The following is a 15,507-nucleotide window of genomic DNA, read 5'->3' on the forward strand; positions in this document are numbered from 1 at the left end:
GATGCTAAGATTCTAAGTTTTTATCTGCCTCTTTTTAAACTTTCGTAAAAAATAAAGCGCTAAGATTTTATTATGAAATCTTAGCGCTTTTTATATTAATTATTTTGAAAAACTAAGAATCTTAGCATCTCAGAAACTTAGAAACTCAGAATATTATTTATTCGGTTGCGGTGTCAAACGTAAATAAGGTTTGATAGGCGTATGTCCTTTTGGGAATTTAGCTGGAATGTCGCTGTCTGGAATTGCTGGTGCAATTACTACATCTTCTCCATCTTTCCAGTTTGCAGGAGTTGCAACGCTGTAATTTGCTGTTAATTGCAAACTGTCAATTACACGAAGTAATTCATCGAAATTTCTTCCTGTCGAAGCTGGATATGTTAAAGTCAATTTTATTTTTTTATCTGGTCCGATAACAAAAACAGAACGTACTGTAAATTTGTCACTCGCATTTGGATGAAGCATATCGTAAAGATTTGCTACTTTTTTATCCTCATCAGCAATAATTGGGAAATTTACTTCTGTATTTTGAGTTTCGTTGATATCTTTAATCCACTCTTTGTGAGAATCTAAGCCGTCTACACTCAAAGCAATAACCTTAGTATTTCTTTTTTTGAATTCTGGAACATAGTTCGCTACAGTTCCTAATTCAGTTGTACAAACCGGAGTAAAATCTGCTGGATGCGAGAATAAAACACCCCACGAATCTCCTAACCATTCGTGAAAATTAATTGGTCCTTGCGTAGTTTCTGCCTGAAAATCTGGAGCTATATCGCCTAATCTTAATGTTGACATAATTTATCATTTTTAGTTCATCTAAAATTAATTAAAAAATGTATTTAGAAAACATTCAAAAGGTAAAAAAAAGTTAAAATTCTACTTTGTCGATATAATTAGTATTTTACTTCTAAATAAAATTCAAAACAAAATACCAGAAAGCAAGTGTAATGAAGGAAATTGGAATTCCGAAACCAATCATCATACTGCTTAATTTTGGTTTTAATCCGTAAGTTGAAGCTAAGATTGCGCCTGTAATCATAGGAGCCATAGCAGTTTCCATTATGGTAATTTTTATTGCTTCAGAATGCTGATTAAAAATGAAAACGTAAAGCACGAAAATTATAAAAGGAATTAAAAGCAATTTGAAAAAAAGTCCAAGTCGTAAAAATTTCCAATGTTGGCTTTTTCTATCAAAAGTCAATTGTAAACCAACAGACAGCAAAGCTAAAGGTGTAACCAAACTTCCAATTTTCAATAAAACAAATTGAAAATTCTCATTTAAATTGTAATCAAAAACATTCATTAAACAAGCCAAAACGAACATTAGAAATGGCGGAAACAAAATGATCTTTTTGAAAATCCCTAAAGCATTCGGATTTCCTTTAGAATAAAAAGCTGCCGTAAAAACTCCTAAAGTAGAAACTACAACAAAAGTTCCCGGTTGATCTACCAAAACAGCAGTTTCTAAACCTTTCTTTCCAAACAAAGCTTCAATAATTGGATATCCGAGAAATGAACTGTTACTTAATCCCGCTGTCAAAATCAGACATCCAATCAATTTGTTCGACCAGCCATTTCTTCTTCCTAAAAAATGAAAAAAGATAAAAGCCAGAATATAAGTAATCCACCCCGCTCCTATTGGAAACAATAATTCACTGCTCCATTTTATCTTCGGAATATGATATAATGTAATCGCAGGAAGGCAAAAATAAATGACAATTTTATTGAGCGTCTTATAAATATGAGTAGGAAATTGTTTTACTCGCTGTAAAATTAATCCGAGGGAAAGAAAGAGAAATATTAGAAGGAAGTTGTTCATTAATTGGTTTTTAGTCCTTTAGTAATCAGTCCTTAGTGATTAGTAACTAGTTCTTAGTAATTAATCTTTAATTTTTAGTGATATGATTTAGGATCTAAAATTAATGCTTAAAATGCTTTTGTTGTACATTTCAAACTAGAAGTAATACTTTTTTTTACTAATTACTATATAAAAGCAACAATTACGACATATTAAAACCTAAAGACTAATCACTAAGAACTTTTCACTAATTACTAATCACTTAAAAAATAGTTAAATTAGTATTTTGTGTTACAAAAAGATGTAAATTTGTAACATATTTTATTACAGTATGATTTCAGGTAAATTTGCCATAACGATTCACATTCTTACTTTGCTCCATAAATTCCCCAATGATTATTTGTCGTCGGAGTTTATTGCGGGAAGTATAAATTTAAATCCTGTTTTGGTTCGAAAAGAAATTGCCAACTTAAAAGCTCATCATATCGTAGAAAGTAAAGAAGGAAAAAATGGCGGTACAAAATTGGCAGTTAACGCTGCTGAACTGACTTTAAAACAAATATTCGAAATGACCTTTGAAACCATTGGTTTAGGTTTTGCTAAAAATCAACCGAATCCTGATTGCCCTGTTGGGAAAAACATCAATCAGCATTTGGAAAATTTATACAGCGAAATGAATCAGAAAGTCAGCTTACAGCTGGAAGGAATTTCATTGGAAGATTTTTCGAATCAATTTTAAAACTATTTTTTTAACCAAAACTGTAACATTTTTTATTACTAAATAAATTTATATATTATGAAAATTGCACTTATTGGAGCTACAGGATTTGTTGGCTCAGCACTTTTAAATGAATTAGCAGACAGAAAACACGAAATCACTGCTATTGCAAGAACTCCAAAAGACACAGCAAACGCAACTTGGGCCGCTGCAGATATTTTTAATGTTGATGCTTTGGCAGAAATCTTAAAAGGTCATGATGCTGTTGTTAATGCTTATAACCCAGGATGGACAAACCCAAACATTTATGACGACTTTTTAGCTGGTTCTAAAGCGATTCAAGAAGCAGTTAAAAAATCGGGGGTTAAACGTTTTATCACTATTGGTGGTGCAGGAAGTTTATATGTTGCACCAGATTTACAAGCAGTTGACACTCCAGATTTTCCAAAAGAAATTTTCCCTGGTGCAAACGCTGCAAGACATTATTTAAATATCATTAAAGAAGAAAAAGATTTAGACTGGGCATTCTTTAGTCCTGCTTTCGAAATGCACGCTGGAACTAAAACTGGAAGAACTGGAAAATATCGTTTAGGATTAGAAAATCCAGTTTTCAATGACGAACAAAGAAGTATTCTTTCTGTAGAAGATTTAGCTGTTGTTATTGCTGACGAAGTAGAAACTCCAAAACATCACCAAGTTAGATTTACTGCAGGTTACTAAAAAGATTCTAAGTTTTTTTTGCCACGAATTCACGAATTTTCTTTTTAAAATCTCTGAGATTATTTTTTCGAATTAATTCGAATAATAGTAGATAAAGATTTTAAAAAGAAAATTCGTGAATTCGTGGCATACTTATTTTTACTCATTTTGAGAATAACAAATTAGTGAAAATTCGTGTAATTCATGGCAAACTAACTTTTTGAAACTGTTTTTGTTTTCAGTACTTTTACATATCTAAAAAATGCGTTTTGTCAAATTTAAATAAACAAGCCGGCAGTATATCTGAAAAAGCTGGGATTTCATCTCCCGAAATCACCAATATTTCGGCTATAAATCAAATTAAAAACAAACGCAGACAACAGCCAACTTCTCAAGAATTAATTAATGGTATTTTAGAAGGAAATAGAACTTCTTTAAGTCGTGCTATTACTTTAATAGAAAGTACAAATCCTGATCATTTTGAAAAAGCTGGCGAAGTTGTTCAAGGTTGTTTAACTCATGCTAATAAATCGATTCGAATTGGTATTACAGGAGTTCCTGGTGTTGGAAAAAGTACTTTTATCGAAGCTTTTGGAAAACATCTTACACAATTAGGAAAAAAAGTAGCTGTTTTAGCGGTTGATCCTAGCAGTTCGCTTTCACACGGAAGTATTCTAGGTGATAAAACCCGAATGGAAGAATTGGTGAAAGATGAAAATGCTTTTATTCGTCCAAGTGCTTCTGGAGAAACTTTGGGCGGCGTGGCTCTAAAAACCCGAGAAACAATTATTCTTTGTGAAGCCGCAGGTTTTGATACTATCATTATCGAAACAGTTGGTGTAGGTCAAAGCGAAACTGCGGTTCATAGCATGGTCGATTTCTTTTTACTTTTAAAAATTTCTGGCGCAGGCGACGAACTTCAAGGTATTAAACGTGGTATTATGGAAATGGCAGATGCTATCGTGATCAACAAAGCAGACGGCGACAATATAAAAAAAGCGAATCAGGCGAAATTAGAGTTTAATCGTGCTTTACATTTATTTCCTCCAAAAAAATCAAATTGGCAACCTAAAGTAACCACTTGCAGTTCGCTAACAAAAGATGGAATTCCTGAGGTCTGGAATACAATTTCTGATTATTTCGAACTAACCAAAGAAACAGGGTTTTTCCAAGAAAAAAGAAATGAACAAAACCATTTCTGGATGATGGAAACGATCAATGAACAATTGAAACAGAATTTTTATAACCGCCCTGAAATTATTTCATTATTGGAAGAAAACAAAAAAGCAGTGCAAAACAATGAAATTTCATCCTTTGCAGCTGCTTCTAGTTTATTAAAATTGTATTTTAATAAAGGTGCAAAGGCTCAAAGTGACAAAGGTTCAAAGTAGAAAAAAGTCGCTTTGCTCCTTTTAACTTCTCGACAATCTCAATACACAATCTTGTCATTTCGACGAAGGAGAAATCTTCGCGAGTAGCTCCACAAAGCATATCAATCTTTGTAGATATAGCAACGGAGATTTCTCCTTCGTCGAAATGACAAATCTGTGATTTTTTGTTCTGTTTGTCAGTTCAAGCAGAGTCGAGAACCAACAAAGCATTTCAATTCCATTAAAAAAAGAAAAGGTTCAAAGTAAAAAACCTTTGAACCTTTGTAACTGTTGCCTTTGAACCTATTTTTTAGGCCTAAGCTTATACTTACTTTCTTTATACAAATTCCCTGCTGTAATTACATGCGCCAAAGCATCTTTTGCTAATTCTTCATTTAATTTAACCGGAATCAAAGTCGTATCGTTTTTGATTTCAAATTGCAATGGTTTCAAATTTGGCTGCATAATTACAACTTGGTTTTCAACTCTAAACGCATTGATATCATTAAACTGCATAATCGATCTTCCTTGTACCTTCTGATCTAGTTTATTTAAATTTCGACCTACCATTGGAGTTTCAAATGGAAGTCCTAAATAACTTAATAATGTTGGCGGAATATCAATCTGACTTGCCAGTCTGTCATAAACTGCTCCTTTTGGAACTCCAGGTCCCATAATAAATGCTGGAATGTGGAATTTATTAATCGGAACTAAATTTTTACCATAAGTTCTCGTATTGTGATCTGCAATTACAATAAAAATTGTGTTTTTGAAATAAGCTTCTTTTTTCGCCATTTCAAAGAATTTTCCAATTGAGAAATCAGCATATTTCATGGCGTTGTTTACCGTTGCAGGTTTTTTATCGTAAGGTTTAATTCTTCCTGCTGGATATTCAAAAGGTTCGTGATTTGAAGTCGAAAACATTAAAGAGAAAAATGGCTTATCTCCTTTTGATTTGAAATACTGATTGGCTTTGGTAACCAAATCTTCATCAGAATAACCCCAAGTTCCTTTGAAAGCATATTTATTTCCATCAGAATCAAAATCTTCTTGATCGACAATATCACTGAAGCCATTTCCGTTGAAAAACGAAGCCATGTTGTCAAAATTTGCCATTCCGCCATAAATGAAACTTGTCTCATAACCTTTTTGCTTTAACGCCTCCGCTAAAGTAAAAAAGCCTTGCTGGGAATTTCCAAGTTTTACAACACTTTCTGATGGCGAAGGTAAAAATCCAGTTACTACCGCTTCAATTCCGCGAACGCTTCTGGTTCCTGTGCAATATAAATTGGTGAATAAAGTCCCTTCTTTCGATAATTTATCAAATTCTGGAGTCAATGGCTTTCCTCCTAAAATTCCAACATATTCAGCCCCTAAACTTTCCTGTAGAAAAATAACCAAATTGTAAGGCTTTTGCCTAACAGAATCGGGCTGTTGTACGTGTAAGAACGGAATTCCAGCATCGGTAAAATCATTTGGTCCTGCGATCATGTATTTTTTTACACGAGCAATCGCTTCGGCTTCGTCCATTTTACCATACATTTTGGTATTTCCTTCATTTTTGATTGAATAAGCTGCAAATGCAACCGTATAAAATGAATTTAATCCCAATGTATTTGTTAACTGATCTGTAGAAAAAACAGCATTACTGGCATTTATCGGGCGTTTTGAAGTCAGACTTGAACGCGCTCCAAAAAACAATAAAAAAGCCACTAATGGAAATACCATTAATTTGAATTTATAATCTGTATTTGCAGTATGGAATAATTTTTTCCCTTTTTTGAAAGCAAAATAAATTACAACTCCTAGAATAAGAAACGTAACAATGATTGAAGTCAGATAACTTTTTAAAAGCATTCCAACCACTTCTTTTGGATAAATAAGATAATCTAAGAAAATCTTATTAGGACGTGTATCATATTGTTTTACAAAATCTGGCGAAGCTAATTCTACAAAAAGAATTAAAAACAGAAATAGAAAACTATAAATTACCAGAAATTTATTGGTAAACTTTATCGCTTTATTTGGCAAAAAAGTAATTAACAATGCTGGAAGAAACGACAAATAACAAAGCAATATTAAATCCATTCGAAGACCGATTGGAAAAATATACCAGAAATCTGGCGTCTGCACTACTCTTTCTTTAAAAAGAAAAAACAAAAAAATTCGGCTTAAAGTGGTGATCAATAATCCGATTAATATAAAACTGAAAATAGGTTTTAAGAAACGTAAATTTTTCATTAAAAATAGTATAAGAACGTGAGATTAGAAAAACAAATTACTCTTCGTAACGGTTGATTTCTCTGTCGTAAAACTCATTTGCTTTTTCAATTAAACTTTCCATTTCGGCGTTCAATTCAGCTTCGTCAAGATCTTCTGGCTCTTCTAAAAACTCAACCTCATCATCTTTCAGGTTAATAATGAATCTTGGATAATCTAGGTGAATGATAAAAATATCGTCTGGAAAATCGGTATTATCTCCAAGTAAAAATTTAGGTAATTCCATATCTATTTATTTTTTTTAATGGTTATTTTTTTCGCCGATTATAAAGATTGAAAGGATTTCTCCTGACTATTAGCTTTATAATCTTCGGTTTATTTTTTATTCAAATTTAGTTATTTGAAACTGAATTGGTAATCAATCTCTTTGTTAGGTAATGAAAACGAATATACAAACAAATTGCCGCCGCGGTTAAACCTGCCAAAAGTCCGATCCAAACTCCTTGTGCTTTCAATTCGGTGTGTTCTCCTAAGTAATAGGAAATAGGAAAACCAATAACCCAATAAGCTACAAAGGTAATGTACATTGGCACTTTTACATCCTGCAATCCGCGTAAAGCGCCTAAAACGACAACCTGAATTCCGTCAGAAATCTGGAAAACTGCTGCAATTAAAAGCAATTTTGAAGCAATGCCAATTACCTCTTCGTTATCTAAAATCTGTCCTGTATTTTCCATGTTCAAGAAAATATGAGGCAAATAATTATGGAAAATGATAAAGAAAATTGCAAAAATCGTTTCTAAAATTATAGCGAGTAAGAAAATAGAACGTGCAACAACAATCAGTTTTTTATAATCCATCAAACCTCTTTGGTTACTTACACGCACCATCGATGTTACGCTTAATCCCATTGCAAACATAAAAGTCATCGATGCCAAACTCAAAGCAATTTGATTTGCCGCCTGACTTGTTTTTCCAATGTTTCCGCAAAGCCAGATTGAAGCTGTAAACAAAACCACTTCAAAAAGCATTTGCATTGCAGAAGGAAATCCGATGCTGATTATCTTTTTTATGGTTGCCTTTTTTATTTCATTAAAACTGAAACCTTTAAAAAAGCGTTTTAAATCATCTCTTCGTGAAAGCATGATATGCATGAACATCACCAAAAATATTCTTGAAATTACCGTTCCTAAAGCTGCGCCGATAATTCCCATTTTTGGAAAAAACCAAATTCCGTAAATTAAAACATAGTTTATTCCAACGTGAAGAACGTTTGCCATTACCATCGCATACATTGAATATTTGGTCAAAGACATTCCGTCTGCAAATTGTTTATATCCTTGATACATCACTAACGGAATCAATGAAAAAGCAACCCAGCCTAAATAAGGTTTTGCAAGCACGATAACATCTTCTGGCTGTTTTAACAATTCCATAATTGGTTTCGCAAACATAATTACGGTAAAAAGCACCAATCCTAAAATTGTACAAAGAAATAATCCGTGATGAAAAGCCGAACGAATTTTAGTGTCATTTTTTTCTGCATCTCCTTCAGCAACAATTGGGGTAATGGCTGTAGAAAATCCAATTCCCAAAGACATTGCAATAAAAATCATACTGTTACCAAGTGAAACTGCCGCCAATTCTGTACTTCCAATTTTACCAACCATTATATTATCGACAATACCAATTAAAGTATGTCCGACCATACCCAAAATTACGGGATATGCCAGTCTTAAATTATACGAAAACTCTTTGGTGTACTGCTTTAAATTCACTTGTATTCAATTTTAGTCGGCAAAGATAGTCAGAAGCTTCGAATTCTATCCAATTAATAAAAATATATACCAATTTTAAGGCAAAAATAAGACGAACTCAATATTATGTAACGATTTTTAAAAATTGTATAACAAACTCAAAATGCCTTCCATATAATTTTACGTTATAGAAATTTCAAAAATATAAGCCATGAAAAAATTACAGATGTTATGCCTAGCTGCTTTCACATTTTTATTTGCCAACACCACATTTGCTCAAGAAACAGAAGCAACAAATTACGATCAAGGTTTTAGATTAGGTTTTGGCTTAAATGGGGGATTGCCAACCGACAATGATTACGACTGGTCTCTTGGGGGAGATGTTCGTTTACAATATGATCTTTCCAAAAAAACATCTTTGACCTTAACTACAGGATTTACAAATTTATTTATGGGAAAAGACGATCTTGGAAATGACATAAAAGATCTTGGATTCATTCCAGCAAAAGCGGGTTTTAAAGCTTTTGTTTTAAAAGATCAATTTTATGTTTTAGGAGAACTTGGTGCTGGTTTCGCAGTAACAAATGGTTACGATAAAACAACTTTTTTATGGGCTCCAGGTATTGGATATGCCAACAAGTACATCGACTTAAGTGTTCGTTATGAAGATTATCATGATTTTAGAACTAATCAAGTAGCGCTACGTGTTGCTTATGGTTTTAAACTATAAAAAATAGGTTTAATTTATTATTTTGTTTTTGGTAAAAACCCGACAGTCTCAGGAATCTGTCGGGTTTTTTATTTTATATCGAGTTTAAAACTGAACGCAAAAGATTTTAAATCTTGTCATATATTTTTTTCATTTTTTGTCTTATTAAATATACTAATTTTACGAATCCCGATAAATTATCGGGAACGTTATTCATTGCAATATTCTACAAGAAAAAACTTCATGGAAAAATTCACATTAGAAATATTATTTCAAATTATCGGAATCGGTTCTGCATCAGGATTATTTTTCAATAATAATTCGCTTTACGTAATTGGTGACAATAGCGGATTTCTTTACGAATATAATATTGAAAACAAACAATTAAACCAACATGCTTTAATTGACAATCCGACGCAAAATATTCCGAAAAATCTAAAACCTGATTTTGAATCTCTAACGCATCATAACGACACACTTTATGTCTTTGGTTCTGGTTCAACCGAAAACCGAAATAAAATGATTGAATTCGATATTAAATCGAAAACGGTTTTACAAAAGAATAATTTAGTCGATTTGTATGCTGTAATGCAGAATTTCGGAGAAATAAAACCAGAAGATTTTAATCTAGAAGGCGCTATTTTCGATGGAGAAAACTGGTATTTATTTAATCGAGGAAATGGCATTTCTAACAAAAACACCATTTTTACCATTCATGCTAAAAATCTCGGAGAAGAATTTGCTCTAATTTCTGTCAATTACAAATTACCAAAAATAAAAGGCGTTCGTTCCAGTTTTACCGATGCCGTTTTGGTCGATGATAAAATCTACTTTCTTTCAACCACAGAAGACACAAAATCAACTTACGATGATGGAGAAATTCTAGGAAGTTTCATCGGCAGAATCGATGTAAAAACCATGAAAATTGATTTTACTCAAAAAATTACCTCAACCAATAAATTTGAAGGTTTGACTCTTTATAAAAAAGAAAACAATAAAATCGAGTTTTTGCTTTGCGAAGACAATGATACAGAAGTTTTAGAAACTAAGATTTATAAATTGAGTTTACCTATAAAATAGATTTAGAATGAATGCAAAGGAGAAGCAGTTGGAATTTATAAAAACATATTTAAAACCAACTCTAAAGGCTTTTGGCTACAAAAGTAGTGGTCAAAGATGGTGGAAAGACAAAGGAGAATTTTATACTATAATTAACTTACAGAATTTTTCGTGGAATACTAAAGAAAAAGTCAATTTTTGCTTTAATATCGGTGTAGTTCTTAAAGCAATAATAGGCAAGGATAAAAAACCTACTTATGCTGATTTGACAGGTATGCTAAGAGAAGATGCGTATTTAACTGAACAGAGAAAGAAACATTCTTTTAGAAATCATAGTGGTTATTTATTAAAAACTGGAGACGATTTGAATCATTTTATTGAGGAATTCAATATAGATTTTGAAAATTATATATTATCAGAATTGGAAAAATTAAATTCGATTCAAGATTGTCTTGATTTTTATAGCAAGTATGAATTTTGGTTTGATGTTCTAAAAAAAACTATAGAAATGTATAAAATATCTTAACGCTATTTAAAAAATAAAACTCAACCGATAAAAATATTTAGAATAAACATAACGCAGAGGCGCACCGCAGTGCGTCTACACAAAGATTGTCGATACAGATTGATTTACGTGATGTTAGACGCACTGCAGTGCGTCTCTACAATAAAAACTTTGTAACTTTGTAACTTTGAACCTAAAAAAATATTTTAATATTTTTTTCACCCCTCTCCCAACCTTTTTACCTTTTTATCTCTCTATACAAGAAAGACAACAATTGTGATAAACGAAACTCAAATAGCAAACTGTAAAAAAATGCACCGCGACGCCCAGCGTCAAGTGTACGAATACATGGCGCCAAAGTTGTACCGCCTTTGCAAAAGATATTTAAAAAAGGAAGAGGAAATTGAAGAAGCTTTGGCCGATTCATTCTTTACTATTTTCACCAAACTCGATCAGTTAAAAGAAGCTTATGCTTTTGAAGCCTGGGCTAGAAGAATAACTGTAAATCATTGTTTGGCGACAATTAGAAAAGCAACCAACTTTAATATGTATCTAGACGATGTAAAGCTGATTTCTCAGCCTTCTGTAGACGAACTAAATACATTGGAAGAAGAAGATTTACTTAATTTATTAAACCACATTCCAGACGGCTGTAAAACTGTTTTTAACCTTTTTGTTATTGAAGGTTTCTCTCATAAAGAAATAGCCGAAATGCTGAAGATTTCTGAAGGCACCTCAAAATCACAATTGAATGCCGCTAAAACCAAACTGAAAGAACTGGTTAATAAACTGTATTATCAAAAAGCAAAATAGTCATGGACAATCAAGATAAATTATTCGATAAAATAAAAGAAGCTTCGCAAAAAGCCGAGTTTCAAGACTTTCCGGCAATGGAAAAAGTCTGGTCGCGCGTTGAAGAAAAACTGGACAAAAAAGAAGATAAAAAAACAATCGTCTTATGGAAAAAAATTGCGGTCGCTGCTTCTCTTCTATTACTGATTTCACTAGGATATCAATTTTTACATTCAGATAAAGAAATTGCAACAGAAACAACAAAAGTAGTTTTTGACGAAAAAGTAAAAGAAAAACCTCAAAAACCAACTTCAAATGAAATTATAACTCCGCCTTCTGATTCTGAAATGGTTTCTAACGAAGAAGCTGTTAAAATTTTAGAAAATCAAACTAAAAATAAAGAACGAGTTGCTATTCAAGAGCCAACTGTTTCAAACACAGAACCTCTTTTGGATCTGCCTGCTACAAATATTGCTACTGAAGCTGCAGTTTCTGCAAACGAACCTTTAAAAGATGAAGAGCAAAATGAAGAAGCTGACAATTATATTGCTTCTAAAAAAGATGCTCTAGCAGAAAAAAGTTATTCTGATACAAAAGAAAGACAATCTGCAAAAGTTGCTTACGCTGCTGCACCTGCTCAAAAAGCTAAGAAAAGCACTCCTTTGATCGTTCTTAACGGAAATGCCATGGCGCATAGCGATGATGCAAAAAGAGATAAAATGATACAGGCTGAAATACCAAATTTAGATCCTGAGAATGTTGATTCGCTAATGATTTTAGATGAGCCTTTATACATCATTGATGGCATTTATTATTCTGAAAATGATTTATTTGGCAAAAACCCAACAAGTCCATACGCGCCTTTAGATCGTCAAGAAATAAAAACGATAACTATTTTACAAGACCTTGAAGCCACCGAAAAATATGGCGAAAGAGGAAAAAAAGGAGTTGTAATTATAACTACAAAAAACGGAAAACCTACTCCGAAAAAATAATCTCAAGCTTTGTCAAAGTCTGCAGCTTTGACAAAGCAAAATCAAAACATTAATTCTTAAAACTTATTATCATGAAAAGTCTAAAACTTATTTCATCAGCCATTGCTATGCTTATATGTTTCGTAACCATGGCACAAGAAAGAACAATTACTGGAACGGTTACAGATGAATCTCAAACACCTCTTCCTGGCGTTCAAGTAATCATCAAAGGCACTAAAAAGTATTCCCAAACTGATTTTGATGGAAAATATTCTATTCACGCTCAAAAAGGAGATGCTCTTGTTTTTAGCTACGTCGGTTTGGATACACAAACCTTTTATGTACAATCGTCAAATATTATCAATGTTGTACTAAAAAGTAGTCATGCTGAATTACAAGAAGTTGTAGTTGTGGGGTACGGAACAAGCGACGTTGAATATGAAGATCGAAGTTATGCTCGAGCTGAAAGAAGAAAAGAAAAAAAAGAAGCTAAGCAGGCGCTTCAAGGAAAAGTTGCAGGAGTTCAAGTTCAAAATAATATTGGATATGCTGCAAGTCCAAGCCCTACCATTGCAATTCGCGGTACTGCATCAATTTCTCCTAAAAACGAACCAATGTATATTGTTGACGGAGTTATGATGAAAGCCAATCAAATGTCAAAAATTAATCCGAATGATATTGATAATGTTTCGGTTTTAAAAGATCAAGCTGCAACTTCAATTTATGGCAATAAAGCATCTAATGGCGTTGTAGTAATTTCAACCAAAAATGAAATCTACAAAAACCTTTCAGAAAAAGAATTGGATAAAAAATTAAATATTATGCCAATTCCGACTGAACCAACTCAGGAAGATTATGATTCTTTTGTCGAAAATGCTTTTGAAAGTCCAAAAACAGCACCGCTTTCTACTTTTTCCATAGATGTCGATAATGCTTCTTATACCAATATCAGACGATTTTTAAACAACGGACAGCAAGTTCCAAAAGACGCCGTTCGTGTTGAAGAAATGGTTAATTTCTTTAAATATACTTATCCGCAGCCCAAAAATGAACATCCGTTTTCTATTAATACAGAAGTGAGCGATTCGCCTTGGAATTCAAATAATAAAATTTTGAAAATTGGTTTACAGGGAAAAAACATTCCAACAAACGATTTACCAGCTTCAAACCTTGTTTTCTTGATTGATGTTTCGGGTTCAATGAGCGACATGAACAAACTGCCTTTATTAAAACAATCTCTAAAAATTTTAGTGAATGAATTAAGACCAAAAGACAAAGTGGCAATTGTAGTGTATGCGGGCGCGGCAGGAATGGTTTTACCTCCAACTTCTGGCGATGAGAAAAAAACAATTATTAATGCATTAGACAATTTGCAAGCCGGAGGAAGTACAGCTGGCGGAGCAGGAATTGAACTGGCCTATAAAATTGCTGCTGAAAATTTCATTAAAAGCGGAAACAACAGAGTAATCTTGGCTACTGATGGAGATTTCAACGTTGGAAGTACTTCTAATTCTGATATGGAAAAACTAATTGAAGAAAAAAGAAAAACAGGCGTTTTCTTGACTTGTTTAGGTTATGGAATGGGAAATTACAAAGACAGCAAAATGGAAATCTTGGCCGATAAAGGAAATGGAAATTACGCTTATATCGATAATATTCAAGAAGCAAATCGATTTTTAGGAAAAGAATTCAAAGGTTCAATGTTTGCTATCGCGAAAGATGTAAAAATCCAAATCGAATTTAATCCGAAGCAAGTTCAGTCTTATCGTTTGATTGGATATGAAAACAGAAAATTGCGTCCAGAAGATTTTAAAAATGATGCTATTGATGCTGGAGAATTAGGAAGTAATCATACCGTTACGGCTTTATACGAAATTATTCCAACGGGAGTAAAAAGTGATTATTTAGCCGAACAGCCAGATGATTTAAAATACACCAAAACAGAAACTAGCTCGAATAATTATAGCAACGAATTGGCAACAATTAAATTCCGTTACAAAAAAACTGATGGCGATAAAAGTATCGAAATGGTTCAGATAATCGAAAATAAATCGGTTGGTTTAGAAAAAGCGAGTGATGATATGAAATTTAGTTCTGCCGTAGCTTGGTTCGGATTGAAATTAAGAGATTCAAAATTAATCGCTGACAAATCTTCTAAAGAAATTATAAAATTAGCGAAGCAAGGAAATTCAAACGATGCTGAAGGTTACAAAGCTGAGTTTATCCGTTTGGTTGAAACTTCTAAACACTATAATTAATAAATATTGTATTACATTTGCGGCTTTATTTTTAAAACTTATTTTACACACGTATGAATCCTATTTTAAGCCAAAATCTATTTTTAGTAAAAGAACACGTTGGAATGTTCAAAGCCGCAAACAATTACGACATCTACGATCCAGAAACCAACCAAATCATAATGAACTGCCGAGAAAACAATCTTGGTTTTTTCACAAAAGTTTTCCGTTTTACAGATTACAAAAGAGCAACTCCGTTTAATGTTGAAATTACAACTGCTTCAGGCGAAAAGTTAATTACTGTAAGAAGAGGTGTTGCCATCTTTAGATCGACTGTTGAAGTTTTGGACGAAAAAGATCGTTTGGTTGGGACTTTCAAACAAAAATTCTTTTCGATTGGAGGAAAGTTTGACATCTTGGACAAAAATGAAAAACCAGTTGCAACACTTCAAGGAAAATGGACAGGCTGGGATTTTAAATTCTCTCACGAAAACAAACAATTGGCTCAAGTAAGCAAAAAATGGGCAGGTTTAGGAAAAGAGTTTTTTACAAGTGCAGACAATTATGTACTTCAAATTGAAGATACTGTTGCAGCTGATAGTCCGTTGAGACAGTTAATCTTAGGAGCCGTAATGTGTATTGACATGGTTCTGAAAGAATAATCGAAAGCTG

Annotated in this window: 15 protein-coding genes; 10 read left to right on the top strand and 5 right to left on the bottom strand. The window is 32.8% G+C overall.

Annotation, left to right across the window (positions count from 1 at the left end):
• Positions 1-153: 153 nt before the first annotated feature.
• Positions 154-792 carry a peroxiredoxin gene (locus V6624_RS23495; RefSeq protein WP_008468040.1) on the bottom strand — a complete coding sequence of 213 codons (639 nt, stop codon included), beginning with the start codon at positions 790-792 and terminating at the stop codon, positions 154-156.
• A gap of 112 nt (positions 793-904) precedes the next feature.
• A complete protein-coding gene (locus V6624_RS23500) occupies positions 905-1,816 on the bottom strand; it encodes an AEC family transporter (RefSeq protein ID WP_338840429.1) in 912 nt (303 codons plus the stop codon).
• A 310-nt stretch (positions 1,817-2,126) separates the two neighbouring features.
• Here V6624_RS23500 and V6624_RS23505 point away from each other — a divergent pair, with 310 nt between their 5' ends.
• The 3 genes from V6624_RS23505 (at position 2,127) to meaB (ending at position 4,603) form a co-directional block, all read left to right on the top strand.
• Positions 2,127-2,534: an RrF2 family transcriptional regulator gene (locus tag V6624_RS23505; RefSeq protein WP_111289163.1), complete on the top strand. Its 408-nt coding sequence runs from the start codon at positions 2,127-2,129 to the stop codon at positions 2,532-2,534.
• A 57-nt stretch (positions 2,535-2,591) separates the two neighbouring features.
• Positions 2,592-3,233: an NAD(P)-dependent oxidoreductase gene (locus V6624_RS23510; RefSeq protein ID WP_338840430.1), complete on the top strand. Its 642-nt coding sequence runs from the start codon at positions 2,592-2,594 to the stop codon at positions 3,231-3,233.
• A gap of 248 nt (positions 3,234-3,481) precedes the next feature.
• Positions 3,482-4,603, top strand: coding sequence for a methylmalonyl Co-A mutase-associated GTPase MeaB (gene meaB / locus V6624_RS23515; RefSeq protein ID WP_338840431.1), 1,122 nt, complete (start codon positions 3,482-3,484; stop codon positions 4,601-4,603).
• Between the two features lie 282 nt (positions 4,604-4,885).
• On the opposite strand, the gene V6624_RS23520 is transcribed toward meaB, so the two are convergent.
• The 3 genes from V6624_RS23520 to V6624_RS23530 all read right to left on the bottom strand — a co-directional run bounded on the left by V6624_RS23520 (position 4,886) and on the right by V6624_RS23530 (position 8,580).
• Complete coding sequence (locus V6624_RS23520) at positions 4,886-6,823, bottom strand: LTA synthase family protein (RefSeq protein WP_338840432.1); 1,938 nt, start codon at positions 6,821-6,823, stop codon at positions 4,886-4,888.
• Between the two features lie 37 nt (positions 6,824-6,860).
• A complete protein-coding gene (locus V6624_RS23525; RefSeq protein WP_008468034.1) occupies positions 6,861-7,088 on the bottom strand; it encodes a hypothetical protein in 228 nt (75 codons plus the stop codon).
• A 106-nt stretch (positions 7,089-7,194) separates the two neighbouring features.
• Positions 7,195-8,580, bottom strand: coding sequence for an MATE family efflux transporter (locus V6624_RS23530; protein WP_338840434.1), 1,386 nt, complete (start codon positions 8,578-8,580; stop codon positions 7,195-7,197).
• A gap of 190 nt (positions 8,581-8,770) precedes the next feature.
• Between V6624_RS23530 and V6624_RS23535 the strand changes: the two genes are divergently transcribed.
• From V6624_RS23535 to V6624_RS23565, 7 genes are all read left to right on the top strand, one after another.
• Entirely contained in the window at positions 8,771-9,289 is a 519-nt protein-coding gene (locus tag V6624_RS23535) for a hypothetical protein (RefSeq protein WP_111289173.1), read from the top strand.
• Between the two features lie 222 nt (positions 9,290-9,511).
• Positions 9,512-10,348: a DUF6929 family protein gene (locus V6624_RS23540; RefSeq protein WP_338840435.1), complete on the top strand. Its 837-nt coding sequence runs from the start codon at positions 9,512-9,514 to the stop codon at positions 10,346-10,348.
• A gap of 7 nt (positions 10,349-10,355) precedes the next feature.
• Positions 10,356-10,853 carry a DUF4304 domain-containing protein gene (locus V6624_RS23545; RefSeq protein WP_338840437.1) on the top strand — a complete coding sequence of 166 codons (498 nt, stop codon included), beginning with the start codon at positions 10,356-10,358 and terminating at the stop codon, positions 10,851-10,853.
• Between the two features lie 291 nt (positions 10,854-11,144).
• The gene (locus V6624_RS23550; protein WP_111289274.1) at positions 11,145-11,645 is read left to right on the top strand and encodes an RNA polymerase sigma factor; all 501 of its coding nucleotides are present in this window, start codon (positions 11,145-11,147) and stop codon (positions 11,643-11,645) included.
• Positions 11,646-11,647: 2 nt separating this feature from the next.
• Positions 11,648-12,619 carry a hypothetical protein gene (locus tag V6624_RS23555; RefSeq protein ID WP_338840439.1) on the top strand — a complete coding sequence of 324 codons (972 nt, stop codon included), beginning with the start codon at positions 11,648-11,650 and terminating at the stop codon, positions 12,617-12,619.
• Positions 12,620-12,690: 71 nt separating this feature from the next.
• Positions 12,691-14,856 carry a vWA domain-containing protein gene (locus V6624_RS23560; protein WP_338840440.1) on the top strand — a complete coding sequence of 722 codons (2,166 nt, stop codon included), beginning with the start codon at positions 12,691-12,693 and terminating at the stop codon, positions 14,854-14,856.
• 53 nt (positions 14,857-14,909) lie between these two features.
• Entirely contained in the window at positions 14,910-15,497 is a 588-nt protein-coding gene (locus V6624_RS23565; RefSeq protein WP_111289181.1) for an LURP-one-related/scramblase family protein, read from the top strand.
• Positions 15,498-15,507 lie beyond the last annotated feature (10 nt).

It is taken from the genome of Flavobacterium ginsenosidimutans, from assembly GCF_037478105.1.
Taxonomy (GTDB): Bacteria; Bacteroidota; Bacteroidia; order Flavobacteriales; family Flavobacteriaceae; genus Flavobacterium; species Flavobacterium ginsenosidimutans.

Bases quoted from the DNA above. Each gene is read 5' to 3' on its own strand.
- V6624_RS23555 (WP_338840439.1), top strand. From the start codon at position 11,648: ATGGACAATCAAGATAAATTATTCGATAAAATAAAAGAAGCTTCGCAA.
- V6624_RS23500 (WP_338840429.1), bottom strand. From the start codon at position 1,816: ATGAACAACTTCCTTCTAATATTTCTCTTTCTTTCCCTCGGATTAATT.
- V6624_RS23535 (WP_111289173.1), top strand. From the start codon at position 8,771: ATGAAAAAATTACAGATGTTATGCCTAGCTGCTTTCACATTTTTATTT.
- V6624_RS23550 (WP_111289274.1), top strand. From the start codon at position 11,145: ATGCACCGCGACGCCCAGCGTCAAGTGTACGAATACATGGCGCCAAAG.
- V6624_RS23505 (WP_111289163.1), top strand. From the start codon at position 2,127: ATGATTTCAGGTAAATTTGCCATAACGATTCACATTCTTACTTTGCTC.
- V6624_RS23520 (WP_338840432.1), bottom strand. From the start codon at position 6,823: ATGAAAAATTTACGTTTCTTAAAACCTATTTTCAGTTTTATATTAATC.
- V6624_RS23565 (WP_111289181.1), top strand. From the start codon at position 14,910: ATGAATCCTATTTTAAGCCAAAATCTATTTTTAGTAAAAGAACACGTT.
- V6624_RS23525 (WP_008468034.1), bottom strand. From the start codon at position 7,088: ATGGAATTACCTAAATTTTTACTTGGAGATAATACCGATTTTCCAGAC.
- V6624_RS23560 (WP_338840440.1), top strand. From the start codon at position 12,691: ATGAAAAGTCTAAAACTTATTTCATCAGCCATTGCTATGCTTATATGT.
- V6624_RS23495 (WP_008468040.1), bottom strand. From the start codon at position 792: ATGTCAACATTAAGATTAGGCGATATAGCTCCAGATTTTCAGGCAGAA.
- V6624_RS23540 (WP_338840435.1), top strand. From the start codon at position 9,512: ATGGAAAAATTCACATTAGAAATATTATTTCAAATTATCGGAATCGGT.
- V6624_RS23510 (WP_338840430.1), top strand. From the start codon at position 2,592: ATGAAAATTGCACTTATTGGAGCTACAGGATTTGTTGGCTCAGCACTT.
- V6624_RS23545 (WP_338840437.1), top strand. From the start codon at position 10,356: ATGAATGCAAAGGAGAAGCAGTTGGAATTTATAAAAACATATTTAAAA.